At 73.6% G+C, this 13,949-nt stretch carries 14 protein-coding genes; 8 read left to right on the forward strand and 6 right to left on the reverse strand.

What is annotated here, in order from left to right:
• Window positions 1-41 precede the first annotated feature (41 nt).
• The 4 genes from AB0910_RS04665 (at window position 42) to fabF (ending at window position 3,714) form a co-directional block, all read left to right on the forward strand.
• Window positions 42-983 (forward strand): ACP S-malonyltransferase, encoded by a 942-nt coding sequence (locus AB0910_RS04665; RefSeq protein WP_366743258.1) that lies wholly within the window; start codon window positions 42-44, stop codon window positions 981-983.
• Between the two features lie 21 nt (window positions 984-1,004).
• Window positions 1,005-2,006, forward strand: coding sequence for a ketoacyl-ACP synthase III (locus AB0910_RS04670; protein WP_366743259.1), 1,002 nt, complete (start codon window positions 1,005-1,007; stop codon window positions 2,004-2,006).
• 73 nt (window positions 2,007-2,079) lie between these two features.
• Window positions 2,080-2,328, forward strand: coding sequence for an acyl carrier protein (locus AB0910_RS04675; RefSeq protein ID WP_345642979.1), 249 nt, complete (start codon window positions 2,080-2,082; stop codon window positions 2,326-2,328).
• A gap of 123 nt (window positions 2,329-2,451) precedes the next feature.
• Window positions 2,452-3,714, forward strand: coding sequence for a beta-ketoacyl-ACP synthase II (gene fabF / locus AB0910_RS04680; RefSeq protein WP_366743058.1), 1,263 nt, complete (start codon window positions 2,452-2,454; stop codon window positions 3,712-3,714).
• Between the two features lie 80 nt (window positions 3,715-3,794).
• On the opposite strand, the gene AB0910_RS04685 is transcribed toward fabF, so the two are convergent.
• Both AB0910_RS04685 and AB0910_RS04690 read right to left on the reverse strand, forming a co-directional pair.
• Complete coding sequence (locus AB0910_RS04685; protein WP_366743059.1) at window positions 3,795-4,670, reverse strand: NAD(P)-dependent oxidoreductase; 876 nt, start codon at window positions 4,668-4,670, stop codon at window positions 3,795-3,797.
• Between the two features lie 46 nt (window positions 4,671-4,716).
• The gene (locus AB0910_RS04690) at window positions 4,717-5,211 is read right to left on the reverse strand and encodes a DUF3145 domain-containing protein (protein ID WP_366743060.1); all 495 of its coding nucleotides are present in this window, start codon (window positions 5,209-5,211) and stop codon (window positions 4,717-4,719) included.
• Between the two features lie 294 nt (window positions 5,212-5,505).
• On the opposite strand from AB0910_RS04690, the gene AB0910_RS04695 reads away from it, so the two are divergent.
• Entirely contained in the window at window positions 5,506-6,408 is a 903-nt protein-coding gene (locus AB0910_RS04695; protein WP_366743061.1) for a GDSL-type esterase/lipase family protein, read from the forward strand.
• Window positions 6,409-6,428: 20 nt separating this feature from the next.
• Window positions 6,429-7,430 (forward strand): aldose epimerase family protein, encoded by a 1,002-nt coding sequence (locus AB0910_RS04700; RefSeq protein WP_366743062.1) that lies wholly within the window; start codon window positions 6,429-6,431, stop codon window positions 7,428-7,430.
• 41 nt (window positions 7,431-7,471) lie between these two features.
• Here AB0910_RS04700 and AB0910_RS04705 read toward each other — a convergent pair whose 3' ends face one another.
• Entirely contained in the window at window positions 7,472-8,062 is a 591-nt protein-coding gene (locus AB0910_RS04705; protein ID WP_366743063.1) for a TetR/AcrR family transcriptional regulator, read from the reverse strand.
• Between the two features lie 215 nt (window positions 8,063-8,277).
• On the opposite strand from AB0910_RS04705, the gene AB0910_RS04710 reads away from it, so the two are divergent.
• Window positions 8,278-10,770, forward strand: a complete 2,493-nt coding sequence (locus tag AB0910_RS04710; protein WP_366743064.1) for a glycoside hydrolase family 3 C-terminal domain-containing protein — start codon at window positions 8,278-8,280, stop codon at window positions 10,768-10,770.
• Window positions 10,771-10,837: 67 nt separating this feature from the next.
• Here AB0910_RS04710 and AB0910_RS04715 read toward each other — a convergent pair whose 3' ends face one another.
• From AB0910_RS04715 to AB0910_RS04725, 3 genes are all read right to left on the reverse strand, one after another.
• Complete coding sequence (locus AB0910_RS04715) at window positions 10,838-11,728, reverse strand: EI24 domain-containing protein (protein WP_366743065.1); 891 nt, start codon at window positions 11,726-11,728, stop codon at window positions 10,838-10,840.
• Between the two features lie 53 nt (window positions 11,729-11,781).
• The gene (locus tag AB0910_RS04720) at window positions 11,782-12,210 is read right to left on the reverse strand and encodes an organic hydroperoxide resistance protein (protein WP_366743066.1); all 429 of its coding nucleotides are present in this window, start codon (window positions 12,208-12,210) and stop codon (window positions 11,782-11,784) included.
• Between the two features lie 157 nt (window positions 12,211-12,367).
• Window positions 12,368-13,387, reverse strand: coding sequence for an NADP-dependent oxidoreductase (locus AB0910_RS04725; RefSeq protein WP_366743067.1), 1,020 nt, complete (start codon window positions 13,385-13,387; stop codon window positions 12,368-12,370).
• Window positions 13,388-13,503: 116 nt separating this feature from the next.
• Here AB0910_RS04725 and AB0910_RS04730 point away from each other — a divergent pair, with 116 nt between their 5' ends.
• Window positions 13,504-13,935, forward strand: a complete 432-nt coding sequence (locus AB0910_RS04730) for a MarR family transcriptional regulator (protein ID WP_366743068.1) — start codon at window positions 13,504-13,506, stop codon at window positions 13,933-13,935.
• Window positions 13,936-13,949: the final 14 nt, after the last annotated feature.

Consider the following 13,949-nt stretch of genomic DNA (forward strand, 5'->3'; position numbering starts at 1 on the left):
ATCACGGGCGTCCCGGACCGTCGACAAGAGAGAGTGTGAGAGTGCTCGTACTCGTCGCTCCCGGCCAAGGCGCCCAGACGCCCGGCTTCCTGACCCCCTGGCTCGACCTCCCCGGCGCGGAGGAGAAGCTGCGGCAGTGGTCGGCCCTCATCGACCTCGACCTGGTCCACTACGGCACCGAGGCCGACGAGGAGCAGATCCGCGACACCGCGGTCGCCCAGCCGCTGCTCGTGGCCTCCGCGCTGCTGTCCGCGCGGCAGCTGTTCCCCTCGGGCGGCGACCTGCGCGCCGCGGTCGGCGCGGTCGCGGGCCACAGCGTCGGGGAGCTGGCGGCCGCCGCGCTCGCCGGTGTGCTCGGCGACGACGAGGCGATGGCCCTGGTCGGCGTCCGCGGGCGGGCGATGGCCGAGGCGTCGGCCGTCACGCCGACGGGCATGGCGGCACTGCTCGGCGGCGAGCGCGACACCTCCATCGCCCACCTGGAGCGGCTCGGCCTCACCCCCGCCAATGTGAACGGCAGGACGCAGATCGTCGCAGCGGGCACCCTGGAGCAGCTGGCCGCGCTCGCCGAGGACAAGCCCGAGGGCGTGCGGCGGGTCGTGCCGCTCAAGGTCGCGGGCGCCTTCCACACCCGCCACATGGCCCCCGCGGTCGACGCGCTCGCCGCGGCGGCCAAGGAGCTTCAGCCGCGCGACCCCGCGCTGCCGTACGTGTCGAACCGGGACGGGCAGCAGGCGGCCTCGGGCGCCGACGCCCTGGCCCGGCTCGTCGGGCAGGTCGCCAACCCGGTGCGGTGGGACCTGTGCATGGAGACCTTCACGGACCTGGGCGCCACCGCCCTGGTCGAACTGTGCCCCGGCGGCACGCTGACCGGCCTGGCCAAGCGTGACCTGCCCGGTGTCACGACACTCGCGCTCAAGACCCCTGACCAGCTCGACGCGGCCCGCGCGCTGGTTGCCGAGCAGTCCTCAGCGGCCGGATAAAGGAGCCTCACGAGCATGTCGATGTCGAAGATCAGCCCCAGCAAGGGCGCGCCGTACGCGCGCATCATGGGCGTGGGCGGCTACCGCCCCACGCGGGTCGTGCCCAACGAGGTGATCCTTCAGACGATCGACTCGTCCGACGAGTGGATCCGCTCGCGCTCCGGCATCGCGTCGAGGCACTGGGCCTCCCCCGAGGAGACCGTCGCCGCGATGTCGGTCGAGGCCGCGGGCAAGGCCATCGCGGCCGCGGGCCTGACGCCCGAGCAGGTGGACGCGGTGATCGTCGCGACGGTCTCGCACTTCCACCAGACCCCAGCGGTCGCCACCGAGATCGCCGACCGCATAGGCGCGGGCAAGCCCGCGGCCTTCGACATCTCCGCGGGCTGCGCGGGCTTCGGCTACGGCCTCACGCTGGCCAAGGGCCTGATCGTGGAGGGCTCCGCCTCCCATGTCGTGGTGATCGGCGTGGAGCGCCTCTCCGACCTGACCGACCTGACCGACCGGGCGACCGCGTTCCTCTTCGGGGACGGCGCGGGCGCGGTCGTCGTCGGCCCCTCGCAGGAGCCGATGATCGGCCCCACCGTGTGGGGCTCCGAGGGCGACAAGGCGGAGACGATCCGCCAGACCGTCCCGTGGACCGCCTACCGCGACGGCACGCCCGCCGCGTTCCCCGCCATCACCCAGGAGGGCCAGGCCGTCTTCCGGTGGGCCGTCTTCGAGATGGCGAAGGTCGCACAGCAGGCCCTCGACGCGGCCGGCATCGGCCCCGAGGACCTGGACGTCTTCATACCGCACCAGGCGAACATGCGGATCATCGACTCGATGGTGAAGACCCTCAAACTGCCGGAGAGCGTCACGGTCGCACGTGACGTGGAGACCACCGGCAACACCTCGGCCGCCTCGATCCCGCTCGCGATGGAGCGGCTTCTTGCGACCGGGAAAGCGAAGAGCGGCGACACCGCCCTCGTCATCGGCTTCGGGGCGGGTCTGGTGTACGCCGCGACGGTCGTTACCCTCCCCTAGGCACCACGCCTCCCGGCCGCAGGCCGGGGCTCGTGCCCGAAGTACAACCGCCACTATTGAAGGAGCGCCCGACATGGCCGCCACTCAGGAAGAGATCGTCGCCGGTCTCGCGGAGATCGTGAACGAGATCGCCGGGATCCCGGTCGAGGACGTCCAGCTGGACAAGTCCTTCACCGACGACCTGGACGTCGACTCGCTGTCCATGGTCGAGGTCGTCGTCGCCGCCGAGGAGCGCTTCGACGTCAAGATCCCCGACGACGACGTCAAGGAGCTCAAGACCGTCGGCGACGCCGCCGACTACATCGCCAAGCACCAGGGCTGACGGACCCGTCAGGAACTGATGGCACCCCGGTCCGGTCGTACCCCGGCCGGATCGCACGGCTGAGGCCACCCGGTGGTGGCGCCGTAAGAATTCAGCCCCTCTACACGTGGAGAAAGAATTCCAGTGAGCTCGACCAATCGCACCGTGGTCGTCACCGGTATCGGCGCAACCACACCACTGGGTGGCGACAGCGCGTCAACCTGGGAGGGCCTGCTCGCGGGCCGTTCCGGGGTGCGCACCCTCGACGACGAGCGCTACGCCGACCTGCCGGTACGGTTCGCCGCCACCGCCGCGGTCGACCCGAGCGAGGTCCTGGCCCGGCCCCTGGCCCGCAAGCTCGACAGGTCCGCGCAGTTCGCGCTGGTCGCCGCGCGCGAGGCCTGGGCCGACGCGGGCTTCACCGCCAAGGCGGGTGAGGACGCCGCGGTCGACCCCGACCGGCTCGGCGCCGTCGTGGCCTCCGGCATCGGAGGCATCACCTCCCTGCTCGAACAGTACGACGCGCTGCGGGACAAGGGCCCGCGCCGGGTCTCCCCGCACACCGTGCCGATGATGATGCCGAACGGCCCCTCGGCCAACGTCGGCATCGAGGTCGGCGCCCGCGCGGGCGTCCACACCCCCGTCTCCGCCTGCGCCTCGGGCGCCGAGGCCATCGGCTACGCGGTCGAGATGATCCGCACCGGCCGGGCCGACGTGGTCATCGCGGGCGGCACCGAGGCCACCATCCACCCGCTGCCGCTCGCGGCGTTCGCCAACATGATGGCGATGTCGAAGGAGAACGACGCGCCGGAGAAGGCGTCGAGGCCCTTCGACAAGTCCCGCAACGGCTTCGTCATGGGCGAGGGCGCGGGCCTGATCGTCCTGGAGACCGCCGAGCACGCCGCGGCGCGCGGCGCCCGGGTCTACTGCGAGGTGCTCGGCCAGGGCATCTCCTCCGACGCGTACCACATCACGGCCCCCGAGCCGACGGGTGACGGCATCGCGGCGGCGCTGCGCCACCTCATGGACAACACGGGCCTCAAGCCGTCCGAGGTCGTGCACGTCAATGCGCACGCGACCTCCACCCCGCTGGGCGACCTCGGCGAGATCAAGGCGCTCCGCCAGGTCTTCGGCGACGACCTCGACCACATGGCGATCTCCGCGACCAAGTCGATGACGGGCCACCTGCTGGGCGGCGCGGGCGGCATCGAGACCGTCGCGGCGATCCTGGCGCTGTACCACCGCACGGCCCCGCCGACCATCAACGTCACGGAGCTCGACGAGGAGGTCGACGCCGACATCGTGCGCGACAAGCCGAGAGCGCTGCCCGAGGGCACGATCTCCGCGGTCAACGACTCGTTCGGCTTCGGCGGACACAACGTGGTGCTCGCGCTGCGCTCCGTCTGACGCGCCGCGGCTCCAGGGCCCCGCTCCCCTCCGCCGAGGAGGGGAGCGGGGCCCTCGCGCGCGGCCCTGGGGGCCCGGGGTCAGCCCTGCTGGCTGGCGAAGTAGGTGGCCGCCATGTCCTCGTCGCCGTGGCCCGCGGCCTCGGCGCGGCGGAAGCGCTCCGCGCCCGCCTCCGTGAGGTCCATGCGTACGCCTGCGGCCTCGGCTGCCGCGATGATCAGCCGGGCGTCCTTGGCCGCGTTGGACAGCGCGAAGCTGGGCTCGAAGTCGCCGTTCATGATGGCCGCGCCCTTGAGCTGGACGTAGCCGCTGTCCATCAGGCCGCCCTTGATGGTGTCGAGGAACGCCTGCGGGTCGACGCCGAGCCCCTTGGCGAGGGCCACCGACTCGGCGGCGGCGTGGGTGAGCGCAAGCGTCCAGTTGTTGCAGACGAGCTTGAGGCGGGTGGCCGCGGCCGTCGAGCCGTCGTCGGCCGCCCAGACCGTGCGCTGCCCGATCGCCTCGTGCACGGACGCGAGCGCCTCGCGGGCGGCCGCGGGCCCGGCGGCGATGGCGGTCAGCTTGCCGGCCTCGGCGGGCGCCCTGGTGCCGAGGACGGGGCCGTCGACGAAGAGGAGGCCGTGGTCCTCGCCGAACGCGGCGAGCCGCGGCACGTCGTCCACGCCGACGGTCGTGGACTGGAGCCAGACGGCGCCAGGCGCGAGCCCAGGGGCGGCCTCGCGCATGGTCTCCAGGGTGGCGGGGCCGTCGTACAGCATCGTGATGACGACGTCGGCGCCGGTGACGGCCTCTGCGGCGGTGCCGCAGACCTCGGCGCCGTCCGCCGCGAGGGGTTCTGCCTTGGCCCGGGTGCGGTTCCAGACGCGCAGGGCGTGCCCGGCGCGCAGCAGATTGCGGCCCATCGCCGCGCCCATGATGCCGGTGCCGAGCAGGGCTACGTTCTTGTGGTCAGCCATGGTCACCACCGTACGGCTCCCGGCCGGGCGCCGCGGCTCCCGCCGGTCAGACGACCTGGTGGAGCCAGCGGACCGGGGCGCCCTCGCCCGCGTACCTGAACGGTTCGAGCTCGTCGTCCCAGGGCTTGCCGAGCAGCTTCTGCACCTCGGTCTCCAGGGCGCTCTCGCCGCGCCCCGAGCGGGCGAGCGCGGCGCGCAGCCGGTCCTCGGGGACCAGGATGTCGCCGTGCACTCCGGTGGCGGCGTGGAAGATGCCCAGTTCGGGAGTGGCGCTGTAGCGCTCGCCCTCGGCCGCCGCGCTCGGCTCGGCCGTCACCTCGAATCTGAGCATCTGCCAGCCGCGCAGCGCGGAGGCGAGCTCGGACGCCGTGCCTGCGCGCCCCTTCCAGGAGAACTCGGCTCTCCAGGTGCCGGGGGCGGCGGGCTGTCTGATCCAGTCGAGTTGGACCCGCACCCCGAGCACGCCCCCGACCGCCCACTCGACGTGGGGGCACATCGCGCGCGGTGCGGAGTGCACGTACAGGACTCCACGTGTCGTCACCGGCACCTCCAGTGTGGGACGAGGTTCGCCTTCCCAGCGGCCTCAGTAAACATCATCGAAAGCGGAACCCCGCAAAACGGACAGGATGTGACGTGATGCAACCTACCGGAGCGGTGCGGAGCGAATGCCACTGGGCAGACGGGGAAAAAACTACCGTGCGCGGGGGTCCTGAGGGTGACGTACCGTCGGTCCCGGGCCCGATTTACGCGAAGCTTTCACTCGCGAGGACGGGCCGGGGTGCGCATGGTCCACGGGCGGTTCCGCCCGGCACGGGACCGGGAAAGGCGGCGTGTCATGCGGTGGCTGAGGCGGTCGGGACGGCCGCGCGCGGCGCGCGGTGTGTCCGCGGCCTGCGCGGCCGCGCTGCTCGCCCTCGCCGGGTGCGGCGCCCCCGGCCACGGCGCGCAGCCGCACCGGCCGCGCGCCACCCACTCGGCGGCACCCGTGTGGAACACCAGGCCCGGGTCGCTCGCCGCGGTCGGCGACTCCATCACGCGCGGCTTCGACGCCTGCGGGCTGCTCAGCGACTGCCCCGCGGTGTCCTGGTCGACGGGCACGGACGCCTCGGTGGACAGCCTCGCGGTGCGGCTGCTCGGCGCGGCGGGCGCCCGTAAGCACAGCTGGAACGCGGCGCGCTCCGGCGCCCGGATGGCGGACCTGCCGGCCCAGATGGCCGAGGTCGCGCCGCACCGGCCCGCGCTGGTGACGGTGCTCGCCGGCGCCAACGACGCCTGCCGCCCCTCGGTGTCCGGCATGACGCAGGTCGCGGCGTTCCGCGCGTCGTTCACGGCGGCGCTGCGCCGGCTGCGGGCCGCCTCGCCGTCCTCGCAGGTGTACGTGGCGAGCGTGCCCGACCTGCGCCGCCTGTGGTCGCAGGGGCGTGCCAACCCGCTCGGCCGCGAGGTGTGGAAGCTGGGGATCTGCGCGTCGATGCTCAAGGACGCGTCGAACGCGGGCCCCGCGGCCACGCGGCGCAGGCAGGCGGTGTACGACCGGGTCGTGGCGTACAACGGCGTGCTGCGGGACGTGTGCGGGCGCGACCCGCGCTGTCGGTACGACGGGGGCGCGGTCTTCGACTACCGCTTCTCCGCCGCGCTGCTGAGCCCCTGGGACTGGTTCCACCCGGGCAGGCCGGGCCAGGGCAAGCTGGCGGAGATCGCGTACACCCGGGTCACGGCGGCGCGGGCGGCCCCGTAGGCTGCCGGACCGTGACGAGCGTGGACACGACATTGAGCAGGGAAGCGGCGGGCACGGCGCCGGGCGGCAGGCCGGTCGAGCGGTGGACGCTGGAGCGCGGCGGCACCCGGGTGCGGCTGCTGACGTACGGCGGGATCGTGCAGTCGGTCGAGGTGCCGGACCGGTCGGGGGCGCGGGGCGACGTGGTGCTCGGCCTCGGTTCCGCCGCGGAGTACGCGGCGTGCCGCGGCCCGTATCTGGGCGCGCTGGTCGGCCGGTACGCGAACCGGATAGCGGGCGCGTCCTTCACGCTCGACGGCACGTTGTACGCGCTGGTGCCGGGCGACGGGCCGAACTGCCTGCACGGCGGCGCCGAGGGGTTCGACCGGCGGGTGTGGCGGGCCGAGCGGGTGCCGGGCGGGGTGCGGCTCACGCGGGTGAGCCCGGCGGGCGAGCAGGGCTTCCCAGGACGCCTCGCCGTCTCCGCGACCTACACGCTGGACGCGGCGGGCGCGCTGGCCATCGCGTACGAGGCGGCGGCGGACGCGCCGACGCCGGTGAGCCTGACGAACCACACGTACTGGAATCTGAACGGCGCGGCCTCGGGGCCCGCCGTCGGCAGCCACGAACTGCGGCTCGGCGCCTCGCGGATGACGCCGGTGGACGCGGCGGGCATCCCGAAGGGCGGGACGGCGCCGGTGGCGGGCACCCGCCACGACTTCCGGGCGGCGCGCGTGCTGGACGCGGGCCACGACCACAACTTCGCACTGGACGGCGGGGCGGACGGCGGCGAGCGGTTCGCCGCCGAGCTGTACGCGCCCGCCTCCGGGCGGGTGCTGACGATCCGTACGACGGAGCCCGGCATCCAGGTGTTCACGGCGGACTCGTTCGCTCCGCCCGTGCCCTTCGGGCCGGGCGCAGGGGTGGCGCTGGAGACGCAGGCGTTCCCCGACGCGCCGAACCGGCCGGAGTTCCCGTCTGCCGTCCTGCGGCCCGGCGAGCGGTACACCTCGCGGACGACGTACGCCTTCTCGGTGCGCTGACGGCCCGGTGCGCGGCGGTCCTGGGCGCGGCGGCCCTGGCCTCAGCCCGCCGCCGGGCCCGCGTCGCCGCCTCGCAGCAGGGTGAGGAAGTCCCGGAAGACGGCGGGCATGTCGACGGCCTCGGGGTCGAGCAGCCACTGGTACTGGAGGCCGTCCATCACGGCGGTCAGCAGCGGGCCCGCCTGCTCGGGGGTGAGGCCGCTCGGCAGGCGGTCGCCGAACTCGTCGCGCAGCGAATCCGCCATGTCGGCGCGCACCTGCTCGTAGCGGTGGGTGAAGAACGCGCGGGCCGGGTGGTCCTCGGTGACGCTCTCGCCGAGCAGCGCGGAGAAGGTCTGCACGACGCCCGGGCGCATCGCGTTGTACTCCACCAGCGAGGTGAGCAGTTCGAGCCGCCACCCCGCGCGGCGCCGGCCGCCGCCCCCGGTGTCCCAGCGGTCCCGGTCCTCCAGGACGGCGACGAGCAGCGCCTCCTTCGTCGGGAAGTGGTGCAGCAGGCCCTGCTGGGTGAGGCCGACCCGCTCGGCCACCGCCCCCAGGGTGGTACCGCGGTAGCCGCGCTCCGCGATGACCTCGAGCGCGGCCCGCAGGATCTCGGCCCGCCGCTCCTCAGTTCTGGCTCTCGCCGCCATCCACCTCGGCCTTCCGGTCGTCTCCTGGGACAGGACCGTACGCCATGCGCCCGGCGTTGAAATTACGAACCGGTAACGAAGCCTACTCATCTACAGGTTCGTGGCCCACCATGTAACCGTCGGTGGGGCCCTGGAGAGCCACGGCCCCGCGGCCATCGGCCCCACCGTCGCCCTTTCGCCCCGCCCCCGCATCCCCGGTACCTGGAGGTACGGCCTTGTCTTCCGGCGCACCCACCACCACCGCCGACGACGACGCGCGGAACGCCGCGGTCGAGGCGGCGCTCGCCACGCTCGACCTGGACACGAAGACCCGGCTGCTGGCCGGGCAGGACCAGTGGTCGCTGCCCGCGGTGCCGGAGATCGGGCTGCCGCCGCTGGTGATGTCCGACGGCCCGGTCGGTGTCCGCGGTGTGCGCTGGACCTCGGAGGACCCGTCCGTCGCGCTGCCTTCGCCGACCGCGCTCGCCGCGAGCTGGGACCCCGCGCTCGCCCGCCGCGCCGGGCACCTGCTGGCCCAGGAGGCGCGCCGCAAGGGGGTGCACGTGCTGCTCGCGCCGACGGTGAACCTGCACCGCTCACCGCTGGGCGGCCGCCACTTCGAGGCGTACAGCGAGGACCCGTACCTGACCGGCGAGATCGGCACCGGGTACGTCAGGGGCGTGCAGGACGGCGGCGTCGGCACGACGGTCAAGCACTTCGTGGCCAACGACGCGGAGACCGACCGCTTCACGGTCGACAACGTCGTCGCGCCGCGCCCGCTGCGGGAGTTGTACCTCGCGCCGTTCGAGGCGATCGTGAAGAACGCCCGCCCGTGGGGCGTCATGGCCGCCTACAACACCGTCAACGGCACGTCGATGACGGAGCACCGCCACCTCCAGCAGGAGGTGCTGCGCGGCGAGTGGGGCTTCGACGGCTGCCTCGTCTCCGACTGGCTCGCCGCCCGCTCCACCACGGGCGCCCTCCGCGGCGGCCTCGACGTCGCCATGCCGGGGCCGCAGACGGTGTACGGGGAGAAGCTGGCAGCCGCCGTACGGGCGGGCGAGGTCGAGGAGTCGGCCGTGGACGACGCCGTGCGCCGGGTGCTGCTGCTCGCCGCGCGCGTCGGCATCCTGGCGGGCGCGCCGCCCGTCGTCGCCGAGCCGCCTGCGCCCCTCGACGGGGACGCGCTGGCCCGTGAGATCGCGCGCCGCTCCTTCGTCCTCGTGCGCAACGAGGTACGCGACGGGCGCCCCGCGCTGCCCCTGAACCCGGCCCGCACAGGGAAGGTCGCGCTGATCGGCGCGGCCGCGCGGGACGCCAGGATCCTCGGCGGCGGCTCCGCCACCGTCTTCCCCGCCCGCGTCGTCTCCCCGCTCGACGGCCTGCGCGCCGCGCTGCCCGAGGGCGCTCTGACCTACACGATCGGCGCCGACCCCAACACCGAACTGGCCCTCGCGGCCGACGGGTTCGACCTGACGGCCACGGCGCGCGACGCGGCCGGCGCGGTGCTCGCCACGGTCAAGCTGCCAGGCGGCCGGGTCCAGTGGGTCGGCAGCGACCTGCCGGAGGGCGTCACCTACGACGCGCTGCACAGCGTCGAGATCGGTGGCACGTTCACCGCGCGCGACGCGGGCGAGCACACCTTCGGCACCCGGGGCCTCGGCGGCTTCACGCTCAGCGTCGACGGCGACGTGCTGTTCGACGGCTACCAGGAACGGGGCGACTCCTCCGACCCGTTCGAGGCGTTCTTCGGCGCCCAGACCGAGCGCTGCCGCGTCGTGCTCGAAGCCGGGCAGCGCGTCGGGATCTCGCTGCGCGACACGGTCTACAAGGTCACCGACGCGCCGATGAACGCGATCGGCTTCTCGCTGCTGCACCTGGGCCCGCAGCACGACCCCGACGAGCTGATCGCCGAGGCGGCGCGCGCGGCGGCGGACGCCGACACCGCCGTGGTGGTGGTCGCCACCACCGAGCGCGTGGAGTCCGAGGGCTTCGACCGCAAGGACCTGCGGCTGCCGGGGCGCCAGGACGACCTGGTGCGCGCGGTCACCGCCGCGAACCCGAACACCGTGGTCGTCGTCAACACCGGCTCCCCGGTGGAGCTGCCGTGGCGCGAGAGCACGGCGGCGGTGCTGCTGAGCTGGTTCCCCGGGCAGCAGGGCGGCGCCGCCCTCGCCGACGTGCTGCTCGGCGCCGCGGAGCCCGGCGGCCGGCTGCCCACCACCTGGCCGGCCGCGCTGGCCGACGCGCCGGTCGTGGACACCGCCCCGAAGGACGGCCGACTCCACTACGACGAGGGCGTGTTCATCGGCTACCGGGCATGGGAGAAGGCGGGCGGCACGCCCGCCTACCCGTTCGGCCACGGGCTCGGCTACACCGAGTGGGAGTACGAGGCGGTCGACGCCTCCCCCACCGAGGTCCGGGTGCGGCTGCGCAACGCGGGCACGCGGCCGGGCCGCGAGGTCGTCCAGCTGTACGCGGCGCCGGAGCAGCCGCACCGGGACGCCGACGGCGCCGAGCGCCCGGCCCGCTGGCTCGCGGGCTTCGCGGTGGCCGAGGCGGAGCCCGGCGAGACGGTCGAGGTCACCGTGGGCCTGCGGCGGCGCGCCTTCGAGATCTGGGACGAGGGAACGGATTCCTGGTCGCTGATCGAGGGCAGGTATGAGATCCAGGTGGCGCATTCCCTGACGGATGTGCGCCTGAGCGCGCCGGTGGCCGTGGCGCGCTGACCGAGTACGTACGGCCCCGAGGCGGAACCTGACACCGCCCCGGGGCCGTATGCCTGCCCTCGGCCCGTCAGCGCTCGCCCGGCGCGGGCGCGCCGGCCCGGCCGTGCGGCGCGGGGCGGCCCTGTCCCGGCAGCGGGGCGGGGCCCGGGGGGCCGGCGGGCGCGGCGGGCGCGGCCCCTGCGTCTGCCCCGGCCCCTGAGCCCGGCCCGGCTCCTGCTTCGGCTTCGCGTGCGCGCGCCATCAGCGTCGCGCCCGCGACGGCCCCCGGCATCAGGAAGATCGCCACCACCGGCACCAGGAACGCCAGGGTCAGCGGCACCCCGAAGCCGAGCGCCATCAGCCTGCGGCCCTTGAGCCAGGCGAGCTGCTCGCGGGCGCCGACCCGGCGCCGTTCGAGAGCGACCGCGGTCAGTTCCTGCGTCAGGTAGAAGCCGGAGACGCAGAACCCCACGGCGGGCACCACGGTCTGGCCGACGAAGGGCAGGAAGCCGAGGGCGAAGAGCAGCACGCCCCAGGCGGCCACGCGCACCAGGACGTACAGGCTGTTCCTGAGCGAGACCAGCATCCCGCGCCACCAGGAGAGGCCCGAGTCGGGCACGGTGCCGTCCGGCGACCGGTCGCGCTCGACGGCCTCGGACAGGGCCTCGTAGAAGGGCTGGCCGACCAGCAGGGTGACCGCGGTGAAGGTGACGACCGCGAGGAAGAGGCCGAGCGCGCACAGCAGGACGGTCATCCCGCCGCGGAACAGGCCCTGCCAGGGGGAGCCCCAGCCGTCGGCGAAGGGCGTCGCCCAGGCCACCGCGTCGTCCGCGCCGTAGGCGAGGGCGATCAGCGCGGCGGCGTACACCACCAGGGTCACGAGGCCGGGCAGCAGCCCGAAGCCGAACCATCTGCCGTGGCCGCCCACCCACCGCTGCCCCTTGACCAGAAAGCCGAAGCCCGCCCCGAGATCGCCCATGCGGGCAACCCTAGCGGGGCGGGCGGGCCCGGTCCGGGCCGTGCCGGTGCGGCTCAGGCGGCCGAGAGGGTCACCTCGATGTTGCCGCGGGTGGCGTTGGAGTACGGGCACACCTCGTGCGCCTTCTCCAGGAGGTCCTTCGTGGCGGCCTCGTCGAGCGAGGGCACGGAGGCGGTCAGCTCGACGGCGAGGCCGAAGCCGCCGTTCGACAGCTTGCCGATGGAGACCTTCGCGGTCACCTTCGACCCCTTGATGTCCAGCTTCTGCCGGCGCGCCACGACGCCCATCGCGCTCTGGAAGCAGGCGCTGTAGCCGGCCGCGAACAGCTGCTCCGGGTTGGTGCCCGCGCCGCTGCCGCCCATCTCCTTCGGGGGGTTGACGACGACGTCGAGGTTGCCGTCGTCGGAGGCGACCCGGCCGTCCCGGCCGTTCTCCGCGGTGGCGACGGCGGTGTACAGGGGCTGAATCTGCTCAATGGCCATGTCGGACTGTTCCGTTCTGCTTGTGCGCCGCGACTCGCGCCCAAGGCCGCGGCGGCCTGGAAATCACCTTAGTGGGCGGGCGGGGAGATCCGCCGTCCGAGGCGGCGGACGGGGGGACCCTCCCGGCCGGTATCTAGTGGTCGAGGATCTAGAGGATCTAGCGGTCGAGCGAGACGATCATCTTGCCGGTGTTCTCGCCGCGCATCACGCCGAGGAACGCGTCGAAGCCGTTCTCGATTCCCTCGACGGTCGTCTCCTGGTACTTGAGGCGCCCCTCGGCGAGCCAGCCCGCGACGTCCTCGACGAAGCGCTGCCGCAGGCCCATGTGGTCCATGACGATCATGCCCTGCATGCGCAGCCGCTTGGTCAGGACCTGGGCGAGGTTGCGCGGGGCCGCGGGCGGCTCCGTGGTGTTGTACTGCGCGATCATGCCGCACAGCGTGATCCGCCCGAAGTTGCGCATCCGGCCGATGGCCGCTTCGAGGTGGTCGGCGCCGACGTTGTCGAAGTACACGTCGATGCCGTCGGGGGCCGCGGCCTTGAGCTGGTCCTTGACCGGGCCGTTCTTGTAGTTGAAGGCCGCGTCGAAGCCGTACTCGCCGGTGAGGAGGTCGACCTTCGCGTCGGTGCCGGCGGAGCCGATGACCCGGGACGCGCCCTTGATCTTCGCGAGCTGGCCGACGATGCTGCCGACCGCGCCTGCGGCGCCGGAGACGAACACCGCGTCGCCCTCCTTGAAGGAGGCGGTCTCGAAGAGGCCCGCGTAGGCCGTGAGGCCGGTGGTGCCGAGAACGCCGAGATAGGCGGAGAGGGGCGCGAGAGACGCGTCGACCTTGACGGCGCGGTCCGCGGGGAACTCCGCGTACTCCCGCCAGCCGAGGCCGTGCAGGACGTGGTCGCCGACGGCGAAGCCGTCCGCGTCCGACGCGATGACCTCGCCGACGGCGCCGCCGTCCATCGGCTTGCCGAGCTCGAAGGGCGGCACGTACGACTTGGCGTCGTTCATGCGGCCGCGCATGTACGGGTCGACCGAGAAGTACAGGTTCCGGACGAGGATGCGGCCCTTGCCCGGCTCTGCGACCGGGATCTCGCGCAGGGCGACGTCGTCCGGCACGGGCCAGCCGTGGGGGCGGGCGGTCAGATGCCAGGCGCGGCCCGACGTGGGAAGTGCGGCCATGGTCCGGATACCTCCGTGGAGCGTGGTGGGCTTGGATCGTGGCGAAAGCTTCACCACATGAAACAACAGTGCATCTGAATATTTCATGTTGTCAAGCAACCGGGTACCCTGTGTCCATGGCCACCTCGCGCACCGACCCGCTCACCCTCGAAGTCGTCGAGCTCATCGGCTCCGTCGTGGCGCGCTACTACGAGGAGTACGAGCAGGCGGCGGCCGAGCACTCACTCACCGGGGCGCAGGCCCGCGTCCTGCGTCTGCTGTCCCTCGAACCGCTGCCCATGCGCAGGATCGCCAGGAAGCTCAAGTGCGAGCCGTCCAATGTGACGGGGATCGTCGACCGGCTGGAGGCGCGCGGCCTGGTCGAGCGGACGCCCGACCCGTCCGACCGGCGGGTCAAGCTCGCCGCGCCCACCCGCAGCGGGCTCGCCACGGCGGCCAGGCTGCGGGACTCGCTCGACTTCGCGCGCGAGCCGCTGGCCGAGCTGTCTGCGCAGGAGCGCCGCACCCTGCGGGACCTGCTGCGCCGCATGGTGGGCGACGACGCCTGAGCGCGGCGCGGCGG

The organism is Streptomyces sp. NPDC047002, assembly GCF_040704505.1.
Lineage (GTDB): Bacteria > Actinomycetota > Actinomycetes > Streptomycetales > Streptomycetaceae > Streptomyces.

Bases quoted from the DNA above. Each gene is read 5' to 3' on its own strand.
- AB0910_RS04705 (WP_366743063.1), bottom strand. From the start codon at position 8,062: ATGGCGGCGAGAGCCAGAACTGAGGAGCGGCGGGCCGAGATCCTGCGG.
- AB0910_RS04670 (WP_366743259.1), top strand. From the start codon at position 1,005: ATGTCGAAGATCAGCCCCAGCAAGGGCGCGCCGTACGCGCGCATCATG.
- AB0910_RS04685 (WP_366743059.1), bottom strand. From the start codon at position 4,670: ATGGCTGACCACAAGAACGTAGCCCTGCTCGGCACCGGCATCATGGGC.
- AB0910_RS04720 (WP_366743066.1), bottom strand. From the start codon at position 12,210: ATGGCCATTGAGCAGATTCAGCCCCTGTACACCGCCGTCGCCACCGCG.
- AB0910_RS04695 (WP_366743061.1), top strand. From the start codon at position 5,506: ATGCGGTGGCTGAGGCGGTCGGGACGGCCGCGCGCGGCGCGCGGTGTG.
- AB0910_RS04730 (WP_366743068.1), top strand. From the start codon at position 13,504: ATGGCCACCTCGCGCACCGACCCGCTCACCCTCGAAGTCGTCGAGCTC.
- AB0910_RS04675 (WP_345642979.1), top strand. From the start codon at position 2,080: ATGGCCGCCACTCAGGAAGAGATCGTCGCCGGTCTCGCGGAGATCGTG.
- AB0910_RS04725 (WP_366743067.1), bottom strand. From the start codon at position 13,387: ATGGCCGCACTTCCCACGTCGGGCCGCGCCTGGCATCTGACCGCCCGC.
- AB0910_RS04715 (WP_366743065.1), bottom strand. From the start codon at position 11,728: ATGGGCGATCTCGGGGCGGGCTTCGGCTTTCTGGTCAAGGGGCAGCGG.